9 protein-coding genes are annotated in these 16,893 nt (G+C 58.0%); 7 read left to right on the top strand and 2 right to left on the bottom strand.

The genetic code is table 11. The annotated features are described in order from the left end of the window. Positions 1-107: 107 nt before the first annotated feature. Both OH491_RS19120 and OH491_RS19125 read right to left on the bottom strand, forming a co-directional pair. Positions 108-341 carry a hypothetical protein gene (locus OH491_RS19120; RefSeq protein ID WP_068770046.1) on the bottom strand — a complete coding sequence of 78 codons (234 nt, stop codon included), beginning with the start codon at positions 339-341 and terminating at the stop codon, positions 108-110. A 102-nt stretch (positions 342-443) separates the two neighbouring features. Then, a complete protein-coding gene (locus OH491_RS19125) occupies positions 444-572 on the bottom strand; it encodes a hypothetical protein (RefSeq protein ID WP_334319256.1) in 129 nt (42 codons plus the stop codon). Positions 573-772: 200 nt separating this feature from the next. On the opposite strand from OH491_RS19125, the gene OH491_RS19130 reads away from it, so the two are divergent. The 7 genes from OH491_RS19130 (at position 773) to OH491_RS19160 (ending at position 16,887) form a co-directional block, all read left to right on the top strand. Beyond that, the gene (locus OH491_RS19130; protein ID WP_334319255.1) at positions 773-1,951 is read left to right on the top strand and encodes an endo-1,4-beta-xylanase; all 1,179 of its coding nucleotides are present in this window, start codon (positions 773-775) and stop codon (positions 1,949-1,951) included. Positions 1,952-1,998: 47 nt separating this feature from the next. Next, the gene (locus OH491_RS19135) at positions 1,999-3,225 is read left to right on the top strand and encodes an SGNH/GDSL hydrolase family protein (protein WP_084442109.1); all 1,227 of its coding nucleotides are present in this window, start codon (positions 1,999-2,001) and stop codon (positions 3,223-3,225) included. Positions 3,226-3,247: 22 nt separating this feature from the next. Then, complete coding sequence (locus OH491_RS19140) at positions 3,248-5,437, top strand: alpha-glucuronidase family glycosyl hydrolase (RefSeq protein WP_084442108.1); 2,190 nt, start codon at positions 3,248-3,250, stop codon at positions 5,435-5,437. Between the two features lie 22 nt (positions 5,438-5,459). Continuing rightward, positions 5,460-8,408: a glycosyl hydrolase 115 family protein gene (locus tag OH491_RS19145; RefSeq protein ID WP_068770044.1), complete on the top strand. Its 2,949-nt coding sequence runs from the start codon at positions 5,460-5,462 to the stop codon at positions 8,406-8,408. 8 nt (positions 8,409-8,416) lie between these two features. Further along, complete coding sequence (gene galB, locus OH491_RS19150; RefSeq protein ID WP_068770043.1) at positions 8,417-11,164, top strand: beta-galactosidase GalB; 2,748 nt, start codon at positions 8,417-8,419, stop codon at positions 11,162-11,164. A 79-nt stretch (positions 11,165-11,243) separates the two neighbouring features. After that, the gene (locus OH491_RS19155; RefSeq protein WP_334319253.1) at positions 11,244-12,917 is read left to right on the top strand and encodes a glycoside hydrolase family 43 protein; all 1,674 of its coding nucleotides are present in this window, start codon (positions 11,244-11,246) and stop codon (positions 12,915-12,917) included. Between the two features lie 169 nt (positions 12,918-13,086). Further along, the gene (locus tag OH491_RS19160) at positions 13,087-16,887 is read left to right on the top strand and encodes an autotransporter outer membrane beta-barrel domain-containing protein (protein ID WP_068770042.1); all 3,801 of its coding nucleotides are present in this window, start codon (positions 13,087-13,089) and stop codon (positions 16,885-16,887) included. Positions 16,888-16,893: the final 6 nt, after the last annotated feature.

Genomic DNA, 16,893 nt, shown 5'->3' on the forward strand with positions numbered 1-16,893 from the left:
CGGGTTGCCACTACATTCCATAAATTGAGAAAACACTACGATCAGTCTTAAAAATACTCGCATGCGACCAATGACGAGCGCATCTGTTTACCCTATCGCAGCGCGGATTACGGAATTTCGGATAGGTTTGCGCGCAGGGATTCGAAGCGTTCTTTCGTGCCGATGTCCGGGGCGCTTCTTATTCCGAGATTGATGAGGGTGTCCGCCTCTTCGGATCCGCCGTATTTTGCGTAAAGTACCACGGCAGGATAGAGCACCCCCGCACTTTTCGAAAAATGCACGACGCTTTGCATCATCACTTCAAGGTTGGCGCGCGTGGGGGCGTGGCGCTGTGCAACCAAACCTCGCCGATGGGCGCATACACTTCTTCCATTGGAGACGGTTGCGTGCGCGCGGTGAAAAGCGATAGCAGGGCATCGTAAACCTGATTGGCACTGGGTTTGTTATTTTTGTCGGCAGGCGCGGCGGGTCTCGTCGAGGCACAGACGCGCGAGCGCGACGTAGGCGCGGAGGGCGACTTTTTCGCTGGCGGCGGCTTCGAGAAATTTGCGCACGCAATAGTCACACTGCATGCGAAAAAGGTGATCATACGTCAAGGCTGGCAACAGTCTAACTTTAGGATTCAGAGGAGCTTGGTATGTGGTTTGGTCTATTGTTAGGATGAGAAATGACTGGCCCTTCATTCCCAAAAAGATTCCAACGGTATGTTGTTTTTCTCCATTTTATCCGAAGCATCACCCTGCGCACCCCCGGTCCAACACCCTAAGTCTTTATGTATACCGAAATCAAAACCCTCGGCGGCAGGCGTACGCCTCATGTCAGAGTTCCAGGCGCACGCGTGAGCGTTGCTTTTTCCGGAATGATCGCTTTTTTTGCCAGCGTCACCGCGCTTTACGCGCAACCCACGCTCAGGGACGCATTCAAGGACAACTTTCTTGTCGGCGTGGCGATCAACGACGGACATATCGCTGAAAAAGATTCCTCGCGCACTGCGCTCATCACTGCGCAATTCAACACGATCACGCCGGAGAACGTGATGAAATGGGGACCGATTCATCCTGGCGAAGGGAAATATAATTTTGACCTTGCCGATCGGTATGTGGACTTCGGTGAAAAGCACGGCATGTTTGTGATTGGGCACACGCTTGTCTGGCATCAGCAAACGCCACAATGGGTTTTCCGAAATGCCGATGGGTCTCCAGCAGATCGCGATACGCTCCTGGCTCGTATGCGGGAGCATATCCATACTGTTGTCGGACGTTACAGAGGCCGCATCAAGGGATGGGATGTTGTGAATGAGGCCTTGGCCGAAGACGGTTCACTGCGTGGCTCGCAGTGGCGGGAAATAATCGGCGACGACTATATAATAAAAGCATTCCAGTTCGCGCACGAGGCTGATCCGGACGCGGAACTCTATTACAACGACTACAGCATTGAGAACCCAGCCAAACGCGCGGGTGCAATTACACTTTTGAAGAAACTCAAGGCAGCCGGTGTACATATCACCGGAGTGGGGATTCAAGAGCACGCCAGCCTCACATGGCCAAGTGCGGGAGCCTTGGACGAGACAATTGCCGTCTTCGCCAAGCTTGGCCTGAAAGTCATGATAACGGAGCTCGATGTTGATGTGTTGCCCTCGCGAAAAAAGAACATCGGCAGCGCCGAAATCACGGAAAACGAGGCTGCTGATCCTGCGCTAAATCCTTACACCGAGGGACTGCCCGGTAATATGCAGCAACGGCTCGCGCGCCGGTATGCAGAGCTTTTCGGCATCTACTTAAAACATCGAGGCACCGTCACTCGCGTGACACTCTGGGGCGTTACAGACGACAACTCTTGGCTGAACGATTGGCCCATCAAAGGCCGCACCAGTTATCCGCTTCTCTTTGACCGCGCAGGCAATCCCAAGCCCGCATTCGATGCTGTGATAAAACTGACTCAATCCAAATAACGCATCATTTGCCAACCCAAAACAGCCATAAAAAATCCATGAGAATAATGAATACCCCTGCTTTGTTTTCGATGCTGATCGCATCTGCGCTGGCTCTGGTCGCGACAACTTCAGCTAGTGCGCAACAGACAATCGTAAAACGGGTTGATGGTTATCACTGGGTCGGCACATGGGCAACATCCGCCGAGGCAATCGATGCCAAATCGATGCCGCCTTCGCCGCCGGGCCTGACGGACAGCACGCTTCGACAAATCGTGCGCGTGTCGATCGGCGGGAAAAAAGTACGCGTACGTTTCTCCAATGCCTTTGCAGGCTGGGGCAGCGACATGAAAATCCTCGAAGCTCAAATCGCCGTTTCCACGGGCGGCCATGCCATCAAGACGGAAACGGCCAAGGCGCTGACTTTTCGCGGAGAAAAATCCGTCGTCGTTCCACGCGGCTGGCTTATGATTTCCGATCCTATTGATTTTGATTTAGTTCCGGGCTCAAATCTCGCAGTTACGATTCATGTGAATGGCCAGACCAAGGATGTAACAGGTCATCGCGGCGCACGCACGACCACGTATGTGGAGACCGGCAATGCAGTCAGTGAGAAGGCGCTGCCTGATGCGCAAGAAAAGACGACGTGGTACTACATGTGCGGTGTGGACGTGCTCGCTCCTGAGTCTTCGGGCGCTGTGGTTTGCCTCGGCGACTCAATCACGGATGGCAAGGGCGCAACCGATAACACGAATCGCCGCTGGCCGGATTTTCTTGCGCGCCGCCTGCAGGCCAATGATGCGACGAAGCAAACCGGCGTGCTCAATCAAGGGATCGGCGGCAACGGATTTTTCGGTGGTCTCGGCCAGGCCGCGCTCATCCGTCTGGAGCGCGATGTGCTCACACAGCCAGGCGTTCGTTGGTTGATCGTGCTTGAAGGCATCAATGATTTGGGTAGTGGAAAAATCACGGCGGAACAAGTTATCACGGCAATGGAGCAAACAATCCTTCGTGCGCATGAACGCGGATTGCGCGTGTATGGCGGCACTATTTTGCCGTGTGGCGGATCGAGTTACTTCAAATCGGAAATCGAAGAGCGGCGGCAAAAGGTGAATGAATGGATTCGCACCAGCGGCGCGTTTGATGCGGTGATTGATTTCGATGCCGCCCTGCGCGATCCGAACGATCCGGCCAAACTTATCAAGGTTGCCGATTGCGGCGATCATCTGCATCCCAGCGACGAAGGTTACCGCATGATGGCCGAGGCAGTGGATCTGAAATTGTTCACGAAATAGAAACTACGACTCGCTCCTTCTTATGTTACTGAAACCAAAGCTCCCCATAAATCGTATCTCCATCTGTTTTGCGGTTCTCCTGTTTGCCGTTTCCGGCGTGCGTGCTCCCGCGGAGGACGGCTATCGTCTCTGGATGCGTTACGACACTTTGGCGGACGCGAATGCACAGGCGTGGCGCTCGAGTATCAATACTGTTGTCATACCCGGCGATTCGCCGACCATGCGCGCAATTCTCGCCGAACTCGTGCCCGCGCTATCGGGGTTATTGGGGAAATCCATAGCAGCCTCTGCGAACAATACCCTTGCAGACGGCACGCTTGTTGTCGGCACACCATCGACCAGTTCCGCGATTGCATCACTGCAACTGCGCGACGCTCTGGCCAAAGTGGGTGACGAAGGTTTTCTCATCCGCTCCGAAAAAATCGACGGTCGTTCCGTTACCGTCATCGCTGCCAGCACCGAACTCGGCGCGCTCTACGGAGCGTTTCATTTCTTGCGACTCGTGCAGACGCAGCCCGCGTCCGGCAATCTCAATATCTCGGAAAAGCCGCGCTTCCTATTTCGCTTGCTGAACCACTGGGACAATCTCGACGGCTCGATCGAACGTGGCTACGCGGGTCAGTCGCTTTGGAAATGGAACGAGCTTCCCGGCACCATCGATCCGCGTCTGACCGACTATGCCCGCGCCAGTGCCTCGCTCGGCATAAACGGCGCCGTGCTCAACAACGTCAACGCCGACGCCAAAAGCCTCACGCCGGAATACCTGCGCAAGGCAGCGGCCATCGCCGACGTGTTCCGGCCCTACGGCGTGCGCGTTTATCTGGTGCCGCGCTTTTCTGCGCCCATTGAAATCGACGGCCTGGAAACCGCCGATCCGCTCGACCCGAAAGTCGCTGCATGGTGGAAGGCAAAGACCGACGAAATCTACAAACTCATTCCCGATTTCGGCGGGTATCTGGTGAAGGCAAACAGCGAAGGTCAGCCTGGTCCGATGACTTACGGTCGCACGCACGCTGATGGCGCCAACATGCTCGCTGCCGCTGTGGCGCGGTATGGCGGCATCGTAATGTGGCGCGCTTTCATTTACGACCCGGTGCCAGGCTCCGACCGTGCCGCCGAGGCGTATAATACGCTCAAACCCTTTGATGGAAAGTTCGCGCCCAATGTGATTTTGCAGGTCAAGAACGGCCCTGTTGACTTCATGCCGCGCGAACCTTTTCACCCGATTTTCGGCAGCATGCCGCACACGCAAGTCATGCCGGAAGTGCAAATCACGCAGGAATACCTCGGACATTCGAACAGCATCGCGTTTCTTGCAACCATGTGGCGCGAGTTTCTCGATAGCGACACATATGCGAAAGGCCCCGGTTCGACAGTCACAAGAGTTGTCGATGGCCGCCTCTACGGGCAAACGCTCACCGCGATCGCCGGCGTCGCCAACACCGGTGACGACCGCAATTGGACCGGACATCATCTCGCGCAAGCAAATTGGTTTGCCTATGGACGGCTTGCATGGAATCCCGATATGTCCGCAAGGGAAATTGCCGACGAGTGGACTGAGATGACGCTCACGCACGACCGGAAATCCGTCGATGAGATTGTGCGCCTCCTTCTCGAATCGCGTGAAGCCGTGGTGAATTACGAGATGCCGCTTGGACTCGCGCATCTCATGGACAACCCTCACTATGGTCCCGGCCCTTGGGGCTATCCGGTTGCCCGCCCGGATTGGAGTCCGGTTTATTATCACCGCGCCGCGAACGACGGCATCGGGTTTGACCGCACGGCGACAGGCACCAATGCCGTGGCGCAGTATCACGAGCCGCTGCGCAGCCGCTACGCGGATTTGTCCACATGCCCCGACGATATGCTGCTCTGGTTCCATCATGTGCCGTGGACGTATAAAATGCGCTCGGGCCGCACGCTCTGGGATGAGCTTTGCCTGCGCTACCAGCGCGGCGTGGACTGGACAGGTGACGCTCGCAAACGCTGGGACGCGCTCGCGGGCATCATCGATGCGGAGCGACACACCGCCGTTGCCCGGAAACTCGTCATCCAGCAGCGCGACGCGAAATGGTGGCGCGACGCCGGACTGCTCTATTTTCAGACCTTCTCCAAACAACCGTTCCCTGCCGACGTCGATCAGCCAACGCGCACGCTCGACGAAGTCAAGGCGCTCGATGATTACGGCCATCCACAAAAGGCGAAAAAATAAACGAAATAAAACAAGCCATATCATGCCATCCCACCCAAACTCCTGTTTCAAAAAAACAACGCTGTTCGCCATTGCCGGCGTGTTAATCGCGATTGTGCCCGCCGCAGCAGCGCCCAGTCTGGGACTCGACACCGCCATCGTCGCTGAAACTGCGGAAGCCGGCAGCTTCGCACTTGTCACCCAAAAGCAAGGCGCGTCTCTCGTCCTCGACAAAGGCGACTGGCCGGGCGTGCTTCGCGCAGCAGGAGATCTGCAGGCGGACATCCGGCGTGTCACCGGGGTCAAGCCTGCGCTAGAAATCGGCCGCGCGCCTTCGGGCAAGTCAGTCGTGATTGCCGGCACGCTCGGCAAAAGCACGCTTATCGACAGTCTCGCAAAAACCGGGAAAATAGACACCGCGCCCATCGCAGGGAAATGGGAATCGTTCATCATAACCACAGTCGCGAATCCTCTCCCACACGTCGCGCAAGCGCTCGTGATCGTGGGCAGCGACAAGCGCGGAGCGATTTATGGCATCTATGAAATCTCCGAGCAAATCGGCGTGTCGCCATGGTATTGGTGGGCGGATGCTCCGGTGAAACAACGTAACCAGCTTTTCATCAAGACCGGAACCTATGTGCAGGGTCCGCCCGCCGTGAAGTATCGCGGCATCTTTATCAACGACGAGGAACCTGCGTTCGGCCCGTGGGCGCGCGAAAAGTTTGGCGGCATCAATTCGAAAATGTATGCGCACATGTTCGAGCTCATCCTGCGCCTGCGCGGCAATTACCTCTGGCCGGCGATGTGGGGCAAGGCGTTCAACGAGGACGACCCGCTCAATCCGAAAGTCGCCGACGAATACGGCATAGTCATGGGCACCTCGCACCACGAGCCGATGATGCGCGCTCAAAAAGAGTGGGGGAAGCACAAGAAGGAATATGGAAACGGCGAATGGAACTACGCCACTAACGAAGCCGGTCTGAACGCGTTTTGGCAAGATGGCATGAGCCGCAACAAACACTACGAGCAAATCGTCACCATCGGAATGCGCGGTGACGGCGATGAGCCGATGGTCGAGGGCGGCGACATCGCGGCAAACATGGCGCTCATGGAACACATCGTCGCGGATCAGCGCAAAATCCTCGCCAAAACGGTCAACCCTGACGTCACAAAAGTGCCGCAAGTGTGGGCGCTCTACAAGGAAGTCGCTGACTATTACCAAGACGGAATGCGTGTGCCCGACGACGTCACGCTCCTCTGGTGCGACGACAACTGGGGCAATAATCGCCGCCTTCCCACTGCCGGGGAACGGAAACGCAGCGGCGGTGCTGGCATCTATTATCATTTCGATTACGTTGGCGGCCCCCGCTCCTACAAATGGATCAACACAAACCCGCTTCCAAAAATATGGGAGCAGATGAGCATGGCCTACGAATACGGTGCCGACCGGATCTGGATCGTCAACGTCGGCGACCTCAAACCCATGGAACTGCCCACCGAGTTTTTCCTGAGACTCGCATGGAATCCGCGCGCTCTGCCCAAGGAAAAAATCGCCGACTTCACGCGCCGCTGGGCCGAGCGCGAGTTTGGTCCGCAGCACGCCGCGGACATAGCCGACATCGTTAGCCGATATGCCAAATACAACGGCTGGCGCAAACCCGAACTGCTCGAGCCGAAGACATTCAGTATCGTGAATTATCAGGAAGCCGAGCGTGTCCTCGCCGGTTGGAGTGAAATCGTTGCAAAGGCCGAAGAAATAGACGGAAAGCTGCCGCGCGAAGCCCGCGATGCATTTTTCCAGCTCGTGCTCTATCCCGCAAAGGCATCGGCCACGGTTGCCGAGTTGCACATAGCGACCGGCCTCAATCAGCTTTACGCCAAGCAAAAACGGGGCAGCGCAAATCTCATGGCGCGGCATGTTCGCGGTTTGTTCGAGGAGGACAAAAACCTCTCCAATCTTTATCATGCCATCAATGGCGGGAAGTGGAAACACATGATGGCGCAGACTCGCATTGGCTATACGAGCTGGAACGATCCGAAAACAAACATCATGCCCGCGCTCGCCGAAATCGCGATTCCCGATGAAGCGTCGATGGGTGTTTCTGTGGAAGGCTCCGAATCCGCATGGCCGGGTGAATCGAAGCCTGCGAAATTGCCCGTGTCCGATTCGATCAATCAACAACGCCACGCCATCGAAATCTACAAACGTGGGAGCAAGGATTTTTCTTACGAGGCCACTGCCGATAAGCCTTGGGTAAAACTGAGCGCCACGAGCGGCAACGTGAAGAGCGACCAGCGCATCTGGGTCGGTGTCGATTGGGACAAAGTGCCCGTGGGCAACAGCAACGCCATAGTGACCATTACCCGCCCCGAGGGTGAAAGCGTGCCAATTCAAGTAAGCGCAGTGCGCTCCGACAAATACACGCGCAAAAATACAAAAGCCTTCGGCGGGCTGACCGGCCCGACTGCAATCATCGCCGCAAATGCCACCAAAAACATAGAAGCCGGCGGCGCGCGCTGGGACGTGATTCCCGATTATGGGCGCGGTCCTTCGGGCATGACGATTTTTCCCATGACTGCCGCAAGCGTCCAGCCGCCCGCAGACTCGCCACGGCTGGAATACCAAGTGCTGATTCCGCAAGCGGGCGATATTCGCGTCGACCTCATCACCGGGCCGACACTGAACGTGCAGCCGGGGCGCGGCGTGCGCGTGGCTGTGTCGTTTGACGATCAGCCGCCGCACATTATTGATGCTTTCGCCGGGCAGGGCGACGGCAGAGGCGGCTCGCATTCTCCCGCGATCAAGGATTGGGGCACTTGGGTGAAGGACAACGCGCGCACCATGAAATCCACGCACACGATTTCCGAGCCCGGTGTGCATACGCTCAAAATTTGGATGGTCGATCCCGGCGTCGTTTTGGAAAAGCTCATCATTCACACGGGTGATGTGAGACCGAGTTATTTCGGACCGCCCGCGACCAACCAGAATTGAATCTCACAATGAACATCATACAAAGACACAAACTGATTCGGACTTTGGCAGGCGTGTTGGCATTCGTCTGTTCGTGCTTCGCTCTCGCGCAGAACGAACCTGCACTTTTGCGCGAAAGAACATCCATCAACGACGGCTGGCGCTTCCAAAAGAATGACCCCATCGGCGTGAACACGGATTTTCTTCTCTACGACGTTCGCCCCGATTCCAAGAACGGGGACCAAAAGGAACGCCTCGCCGAAGCCACCCAGGACGCGGAAAAACTTGGCAAGGCGGGGCACCCCTTGCTCAAGCCTTGGATACTTCCCTCCGGCAATCGCTTCATAAAAGACCCGGCGAAACGCTTCACCCGTCCCGGGGGCCATCCCGGTGGCGACCTCGCCTATGTGCAGGCCGATTTCGACGACAGCAGTTGGCGGAAAATCAACCTGCCGCATGACTGGGCGATCGCCGGCCCGTTCAACACCCCCGGCGTGGGCGGCGGCATGGGGCGGCTGCCCAGCCCCGGCATCGGCTGGTATCGCAAGCAACTCGACATCCCGGCGAGCGATGCAGGCAAACGAATCTTTCTCGATATCGACGGCGCGATGTCCTACGCCGCCGTCTGGCTCAACGGCAGACTCGTCGGCGGCTGGCCCTATGGTTACAACTCGTGGCGTCTCGACCTTACTCCCTATGTTATTCCGGGCGGCAAAAACCAACTCGCCATCCGCCTCGACAATCCACCGGATTCATCGCGCTGGTATCCGGGCGGAGGCATTTATCGCAATGTCTGGCTGACCAAAACCGCGCCCGTTCACGTCGCTCAATGGGGCACGCGCATCACTACGCCGCAAGTCTCCGCCGCCACCGCAACAATCAGCCTCGAAGTCACCATTGACAACGATTCCGAATCAGACGCAGCCGTTGACGTGCGCACCGAGATTTTCGCGCTCGATGCCGCTGGATGCCAATCCGGTGGCGCCGTCGCCAGCTTCAAGCCGCTCGCAGCTTCCGTAGCCGCTGGCGCGAGCACACAAGTCGCCGATTCACTTGTCCTCGCCAATCCCCGTCTATGGGGCCCGCCGCCCACGCAGACGCCTAACCGCTATGTTGCTGTCACCACGCTCACGCGCGACGGCACGCCAATCGACCGCTACGAGACACGTTTCGGCATCCGCTCTGTTGATTTCACATCGGACGGCTTGTTTGTGAATGGCGAGCGCATCCAAATCCAAGGCGTCAACCAGCACCACGACCTCGGCGCGCTCGGAGCGGCCTTCAACACACGCGCCGCCGAGCGCCAGCTCGAAATGCTCCGCGAGATGGGCTGCAACGCCATTCGCATGGCGCACAACCCGCCCGCGCCCGAGTTGCTCGAACTGACCGACCGCATGGGCTTTCTCGTGATGGATGAAATTTTCGACATGTGGGTTCGTCAAAAAAGCCCCTTCGATACGCATCTGATTTTTCCGGACTGGCACGAGCAGGATTTGCGCTCGGTGATTCGTCGAGATCGGAATTGCCCCTCGGTGATTTTGTGGAGCGTGGGCAACGAGGTCGGCGAGCAATACACCGGCGCGCCCGGCGCAGAAGTCGCAAGGAAACTCATGGCCATCGCGCACGACGAAGATCCCTCGCGTCCCGCCACCGCGTCGATGAACTTTGCAAAATCGGACTCCCACTTCGCAGCCACCGTTGACGTGGTCATTCTCAACTACCAGGGTGAAGGCATCCGCGACACGCCCGAGTTTGCCAATTTCAAAGGTATTCGCACCCACCCTCAATATCCTGCCTTTCGTGCGAAGTTGCCCGGGAAGCTTATTCTCAGCAGCGAAAGCGCCGCGGTGTTTAGCAGTCGCGGCGTTTATCTATTCCCAGTCGCAAGCGCGATTAGCAACCCGACGCGTGATGGCCAAGGCGGCGATTCCAAAAGCCGCCAGGTCAGCTCCTACGAACTCTATACCGCCGATTTTGGCTCTTCCGCCGACAAGGTCTTTGCCACCCAAGACCGCAATCCCTATGTCGCTGGCGAGTTTGTCTGGGCCGGTTGGGATTACCTCGGCGAACCGAGTCCCTATTATTCGTCGCGCAGCTCCTACTTTGGCATGATCGACTTGGCGGGTTTCAAAAAAGACCGCTTCTATCTCTACCAATCGCGCTGGCGCGCAGACCTGCCGATGGCGCACATCCTGCCGCATTGGACATGGCCGGAGCGCGCCGGGCAAATCACGCCCGTGCATGTCTTCACCTCCGGCGACGAGGCCGAACTTTTCCTCAACGGCAAATCGCTCGGACGAAAGAAAAAGGGTGAATACGAATACCGCCTGCGCTGGGATGATGTGAAATACGCGCCCGGCGAACTCAAAGTCGTCGCCTACAAAAACGGCAAACAATGGGCAGCCGACATCGTGCGCACCGCGGGCGACGCCACGAAACTCGAAGCCTCCGCCGACCGTTCCGTAATCATTGCAGACGGACGCGACCTCTCGTTCATCACGATTCGCGTGACTGACAAAACCGGTCTCACCAGTCCGCGTGCCGCAAATCGTGTCACGTTCAGCATCGAAGGCCCCGGCGAAATCGTCGCCACCGACAACGGCGATGCGACAGACACGGATGCGTTTGGTTTGCCCGCGCGCAAAGCCTTCAATGGCCTGTGCCTTGTCATCGTGCGCTCAAAACCCGGCCAGTCCGGAACAATAAGAATAACAGCCAAAGCGGATGCTCTTAAAAGCTCTACCGTCACGTTGCAAAGCCTGAGACAAACACAATAAATCCATGATCCAATTGCCCATGCCTGCGGCTGTGCGCGCGCTATGCGCGACCGCCATCATCCCGCTGTCTGTTATAATTATGCCTGCCTCCGTACACAACACGACCGCTTACGTTGAGTTCACGTCGTTTTCCTACGAAGGACGCGATCCGGTCTTCGACAAGGCTCCACCATCGCCTGGCGAATACTATAATCCGATCCTGGCCGGGTATTATCCCGATCCGAGCATCTGCCGTGTCGGCAACGATTACTATCTCATCAACTCGTCATTCGCCCATTATCCCGGTGTGCCGATTTTCCACAGCACGGACTTGGTAAATTGGAAACAAATCGGCCACGTTCTCAATCGCCCCTCGCAACTCAACCTCGACGGCCTTGCTGTCTCGCAAGGCATCTATGCTCCTGCAATCTCGTATCACAGTGGCACGTTTTATATGATCACGACCAATGTCTGGGGCATCGGCAACTTCTACGTTACCGCCGAAAATCCCGCCGGCCCATGGTCTGATCCCGTGCTGTTGCCCGAAATCAACGGCATCGATCCCTCATTCTTTTTCGACGACAACGGCCGTGCCTACATCGTGCACAACGGCCCGCCGCCGGATGGCAAGCCGCTCTACGACGGCCACCGCGCCATCTGGTTATGGGAGTTCGATGTGAAAACAAAAAAGGCGGCCAACGGACGCATTGTCGTGAATGGCGGTGTGGATATTACCAAGAAACCCTCATGGATAGAAGGCCCGCATATCTACAAGCGCAATGGATACTATTATCTCTGCGCGGCGGAAGGCGGCACGAGCGTCAACCACTCGCAAGTCATCTTCCGCACGAAATCGCTTGCTGATGCATTCGTGCCATGGTCCGAAAACCCAATCCTCACGCAGCGCGACCTCGACCCGGAGCGTCCCGATCCGGTGACGAGCCTCGGCCACGCCGACTTGGTTGAAACGCAAACCGGCGAGTGGTGGGCGGTGTTTCTCGGAGTGCGCCCCTACGAAGGCAATCATTATAACACCGGCCGCGAAACGTTCATGCTGCCCGTCACCTGGGAAAACGACTGGCCGGTCATCCTTAAAAAAGGCGAGCCGCTCCCGCGCTTGGTAAAACGCCCAAATCTTCCCGACACACCCGAGCCCAAAACCGCGCTCAGCGGAAGTTTCTCATGGCGCGATGATTTCAACAATACACAACTCGCCTCCCGCTGGCTTTTCCTGCGCACACCTCGGGAACAGTGGTGGTCGCTTGCAGCCAAGCCCGGCTCGCTCCTTATCGCGCCGCGCCCGGTCGCTCTGAACTCCATCGGCAAGCGCGACGCGAAGCTCAACCAGAATCCATCGTTCATCGCCTGCCGCCAGCAGCACAGGGATTTCAGCGCCACGGCCACGCTTGCCATCGACGCGTCCATCGCGCCCGGCGACGCCGGCATCGCCTGCCTGCAAAACGACGCCAACTATTATTTTCTGGGTGTGCGGGTGGGGGAGAGGGGCGCGCCCGGCGAAATATTTCTCGAACGCAGCACAAAGACATCAACTGCTCCCGAGATCATAGCCCGCGCATCGCTGACCACTGGCATTCGGGAGATAGAACTCAAGATCAACGGCGTCGGGAAGTCCTACTCCTTCGCGTATCGCTGCTCGCCAGAAGGCCGCTGGATGCCGCTGGGGGCCAATATGGACGGCAGCATCCTGAGCACGCAGTCCGCGGGCGGTTTTGTCGGCGCCGTCATCGGCATGTATGCGCGCCCTGCCATGTAATGTGAGCGCCGCGAGTCTATTGTTAGAATTAAAAAAGTTTCGTCTCCATTGGAAACATCATTCTTAAAGGGGATGAAACCTGCCCTTGTCATCCCCCATTCACCGCAAAACACCATCCGTGCCGTCGCGCATTTCCGGCAGCTATTTAATTTTATTCAATAGTACACCCATGAAAATCATACCACACCCCGAACCCCGCCCTGATGCCTCACGTCTATCTGGTCCGGCTTGCTTTATCGCAGCCCTGTGCCTGGCGTTTGGTTCAAACGCCCTTGCCGACACCCAGTATCATTTCGATACGGACAACAACACCGTCGTCCTTCGGGATTATCCCGTGCTGACGGAAAACTTCATCAGCGGCGGCCGCGAGGACCCAAACGGCACTTACGAGCACATCGTTACCCATATCCGGTACACGGCTGCGACCGGCAACCGTATCATCCTGAATGGGCGGGGTAACTTTTATCCCAATGTGGAGGGTGACAAAGTAATGTTCACCGTCCCTTCGGGTGAGCCCCCGAAGTCCGGCTGGGAAAGCATGACCTTCGACGGCGAGGCGTGGATGATCGCGGGCAACGTCACCTTGGTTGGCACATCGGAGACAGCGCTCCATATCGTGTCCGGCTCGCATGTCCTCGGCGGGGCCAGGGCTGACGGCGGCGGGATCTATTTGCCCTACGGCGGCGCCACGATAGAGGCGGGAGCGTATTTGCAGGTCGGACAGAATGGTGCCTCCGGGGGGCTGGATATGCTCGGCAATGTCGTCAACAACGGCGTATTGAAATTTGCCCGCACCTCCTATGAGTTCAAGGGGAGTATTTCGGGGTCCGGCAGGCTTTATTGGGATGGCAGTTTTAACCCCGAGCACAGTTGGTTATCCGGCACCCCGACCACGCTCACGCTCTCGGGCTCGAACAGCCACAGCGGCGGCACCTACATTCTCGCTGGCACTCTTGATGTGAAGAACCTCTATGCCCTCGGCACGGGCAAGGTGGATTTTTTCACCTCCTTTTGCACACTGAGCTTCAATTTCACCGACAATCCCGCGGATATGGTGTTCAATAATGAGATCACGGGCGCCGGCCGCATCGCCGTCGATCTGGGCTCCGGAACCAATGTTTTCAAGTTCGGCGACGCGATCGGGGACACGTTCGCAGGCAACCTCTTTTTCAGCCGGGGCACGCTGGACACGAGAGAAATGCTGCCGACCGCCCTGGCGCAAACCAATGTGCGTCTGGAAAACCAAACCACGCTGGTCCTTGCCTCGGGCACCACGTTGATGAAGGACCTGACCCTGTCTGGCACCGCCAGCACCGCCCAGCTCAGGAAGATGGGAGCCTTGGTGTTTGATGTTGATCTCTCGACCCCGGACCCCTTGACCCCGGTCGGGAGCAGCATGCTGTCCGTGGCCAATTTGACCGGGACCTCCGCCCGCTTGGAAGTCACCAGCGGCACCATACGCCTGGGCGCGACTGACGGCCGGCCCGCCGAGCTCCTGCCCCTGCCTTCCGCCAGTGTTTTTGAGCAGGACGACATGAACATTGTGGCGACGCTGATCAAGGCATCTGGCACGGTCAACCTCGAGGCCGCCACGTTCACCCTGGTCGACAAAAACAACGCCGTCATTTCCAACGCCCAGACCCAGGCCGTGGTGCAAGGCACCGCCGGGGCCGTGGCCACGGCCACCTATGACTATCGCCTCACCACGGGCGCCGACAACGATGGCCTCTATGTAAACTACGGTCTCACCAAGCTGGACATTCTTGAGGGCAAAACCCTCGAACTCAGGAATAGCGGCACCGGTCCGGTCAACGCCAACACGCTCACTGCGGCAATCACCTCGGGGTCGTTGAACGGCGGGGGCGGTCTCGTCATCAACGCCGCCAACACCATGTGGCTCAGCGGCACGGGCAGCAATTATTACGGCACCACGGTGGTGAACTCCGGCACGGTTGTCTTCGGCTCGAACAACGCGTTTGGCAACACCACGGGGCTTCTGGTCAAGTCCGGCGCCCACATCGACACGAACAACCGCGAGCAGCGTATCAACGGTGGCGTGGTCTTTGAGGAAGGCGCGTCACTCGACATCAGCGGCAGGCTGGTCATCGCTCCAAACGGAGACAAAGGGGAGGGGATTGTGTTTTCGGAAAACTCGGTCTCGGGCACCGGCGAAATCCGCTTCGAGTCGAGCGGATCGACCAGGCACCAGATCGTGTTTTACAGGAACCCGGATTTGGCGGGCACCGTCACCATCGCGTCCGGCCAATCGCTCAACGAAGTCGTTTTGATGTCTACCGATGCGCTCGGCGGAGCGCAAGTCAGCGTGGGCTACCGCAACGTGGTGGTCATGTCGAACCAGACGGGAACCATGGGCATCAGCACCGCCAGGAACTCGGGCACGCTGGTCTTCAACTCGAGCACCCTGTTCATGAGCAACACTGCGGCGCTATTTGAAGGGAAGCTGGTGCTCCAGAATACCGATATCACCTTCGGACCGGGCACCCGCATCGGCAACCAAGTCGTCGCGGAATCTGGGGGGAACGCGAATCTCGACCTTAGCGACAGCAACACGGGGAGAATCATCGTGGACAGCCAGTCCACGCTGCGCATCGCCAGAAGCGGGGCTTCGGTCGCGGGCCTTCCGCTCGTACTTGAGGGCGGCACACTCGATTTTTCCGATCCGACTCCGGAGCTATCGGCGCGTCTCACCATCAAGGCTATCAGCGGCACCGGCACCATCAGGACAAGGGCCAACCCCAACACCGGTGCCAGCAACCTCATCACTTTCATGCGCACATCGGGCAGCTTCACGCTCGATGTCCATTTCACCGAGGAGGCAAAGTCGCCCGACCAGATCATGCCCGTTTACACCTACATCACGGGCTCCCTTACCGACGGCCAGCGCAACGCGGTGCTCACCCTCCCCGAGAATAATCAGGTCGAGTCCGGCGTTTATGTCTTCAGGCTCCAGCAGGGCAGCGGCGACAGCATGATGATGCCCAACACGGACATGTGGTATCTCGTCGCGGACCACGGCGCCTACAGTCGCGCCGCGCAAGCCATCCTCACCACGGCGGCCACTGCTGGCGCGGAATGGCATTATAGCCTCGACTCGGTTGCGAAACGCATGGGCGATCTCCGCTCGGAATTCGACGCCGGTGAAAAGTCTGCCCGCGGCAACCTCTGGGCACGCGCCGCCACCTACGACCTCAGCGCAAACGAGGATTTCTGCGGCTCCAAATTCACCGAGGATGTCTGGGTGCTCAATGTCGGCGCGGATACCGCCCTGCGCACCAACTCCGCGATCACATTCATCGGTGCGTTCATGGGTTACACCCGCGCCGAGCGCGAGTTCATGCGGCTCGGCACAGGAACGACGGACTCCAACAGCGTCGGCCTGTATGCCACGTGGCTGCATGACAAAGGCTGGTTTGCCGATATCGTGGCCAAAGCCGACAAGACGCGAAACCGATTCACAGCCACCACGATCGACGGCGTTGTCGTCAGCGGCAGATACGACGGCGAGGTGCTGGGGGCTTCGCTGGAAGTCGGCAGGCAAATCCACCTTGGCAAGGATAAAACATGGTGGATTGAGCCGGGCATCCAGGGCGCCATTGCCTCAATCAAGAGCGTCCAATATGTGACGGAAAGCGGCATCGAAGTCGATCTCGAGGCTGCCAACTCGGCACAATACAGAGCGCAAATGCGCTTCGGCTACACCGAGAAAGGTGCCAGGTTCCACCCCTACGGCAAGCTGGCCGGCGTTTATGTGGCCACCAGCGGCGGCGATGTCATCGCGGACAATCGCCGGATGCACGCCGATTTCGACGGGATGCGCATTGAGGCGGGCGCGGGCGGCTCCTACATCATCAATCCGAAGACGCAGGTTTATCTGGAATACGAATACGCAAAGGCGGACACCTACTCGCGCAAGTGGTCGTTCAACGCCGGATACCGCCGCGCATGGTAATCACCT

Source organism: Termitidicoccus mucosus (genome assembly GCF_038725785.1).
Taxonomy (GTDB): domain Bacteria; phylum Verrucomicrobiota; class Verrucomicrobiia; order Opitutales; family Opitutaceae; genus Termitidicoccus; species Termitidicoccus mucosus.

What these genes read in the sequence shown, in the direction of transcription:
- galB (WP_068770043.1), top strand. Translation starts at nt 8,417, where the DNA reads ATGAACATCATACAAAGACACAAACTGATTCGGACTTTGGCAGGCGTG.
- OH491_RS19145 (WP_068770044.1), top strand. Translation starts at nt 5,460, where the DNA reads ATGCCATCCCACCCAAACTCCTGTTTCAAAAAAACAACGCTGTTCGCC.
- OH491_RS19125 (WP_334319256.1), bottom strand. Translation starts at nt 572, where the DNA reads ATGCAGTGTGACTATTGCGTGCGCAAATTTCTCGAAGCCGCCGCCAGC.
- OH491_RS19155 (WP_334319253.1), top strand. Translation starts at nt 11,244, where the DNA reads ATGCCTGCCTCCGTACACAACACGACCGCTTACGTTGAGTTCACGTCG.
- OH491_RS19140 (WP_084442108.1), top strand. Translation starts at nt 3,248, where the DNA reads ATGTTACTGAAACCAAAGCTCCCCATAAATCGTATCTCCATCTGTTTT.
- OH491_RS19160 (WP_068770042.1), top strand. Translation starts at nt 13,087, where the DNA reads ATGAAAATCATACCACACCCCGAACCCCGCCCTGATGCCTCACGTCTA.
- OH491_RS19130 (WP_334319255.1), top strand. Translation starts at nt 773, where the DNA reads ATGTATACCGAAATCAAAACCCTCGGCGGCAGGCGTACGCCTCATGTC.
- OH491_RS19135 (WP_084442109.1), top strand. Translation starts at nt 1,999, where the DNA reads ATGAATACCCCTGCTTTGTTTTCGATGCTGATCGCATCTGCGCTGGCT.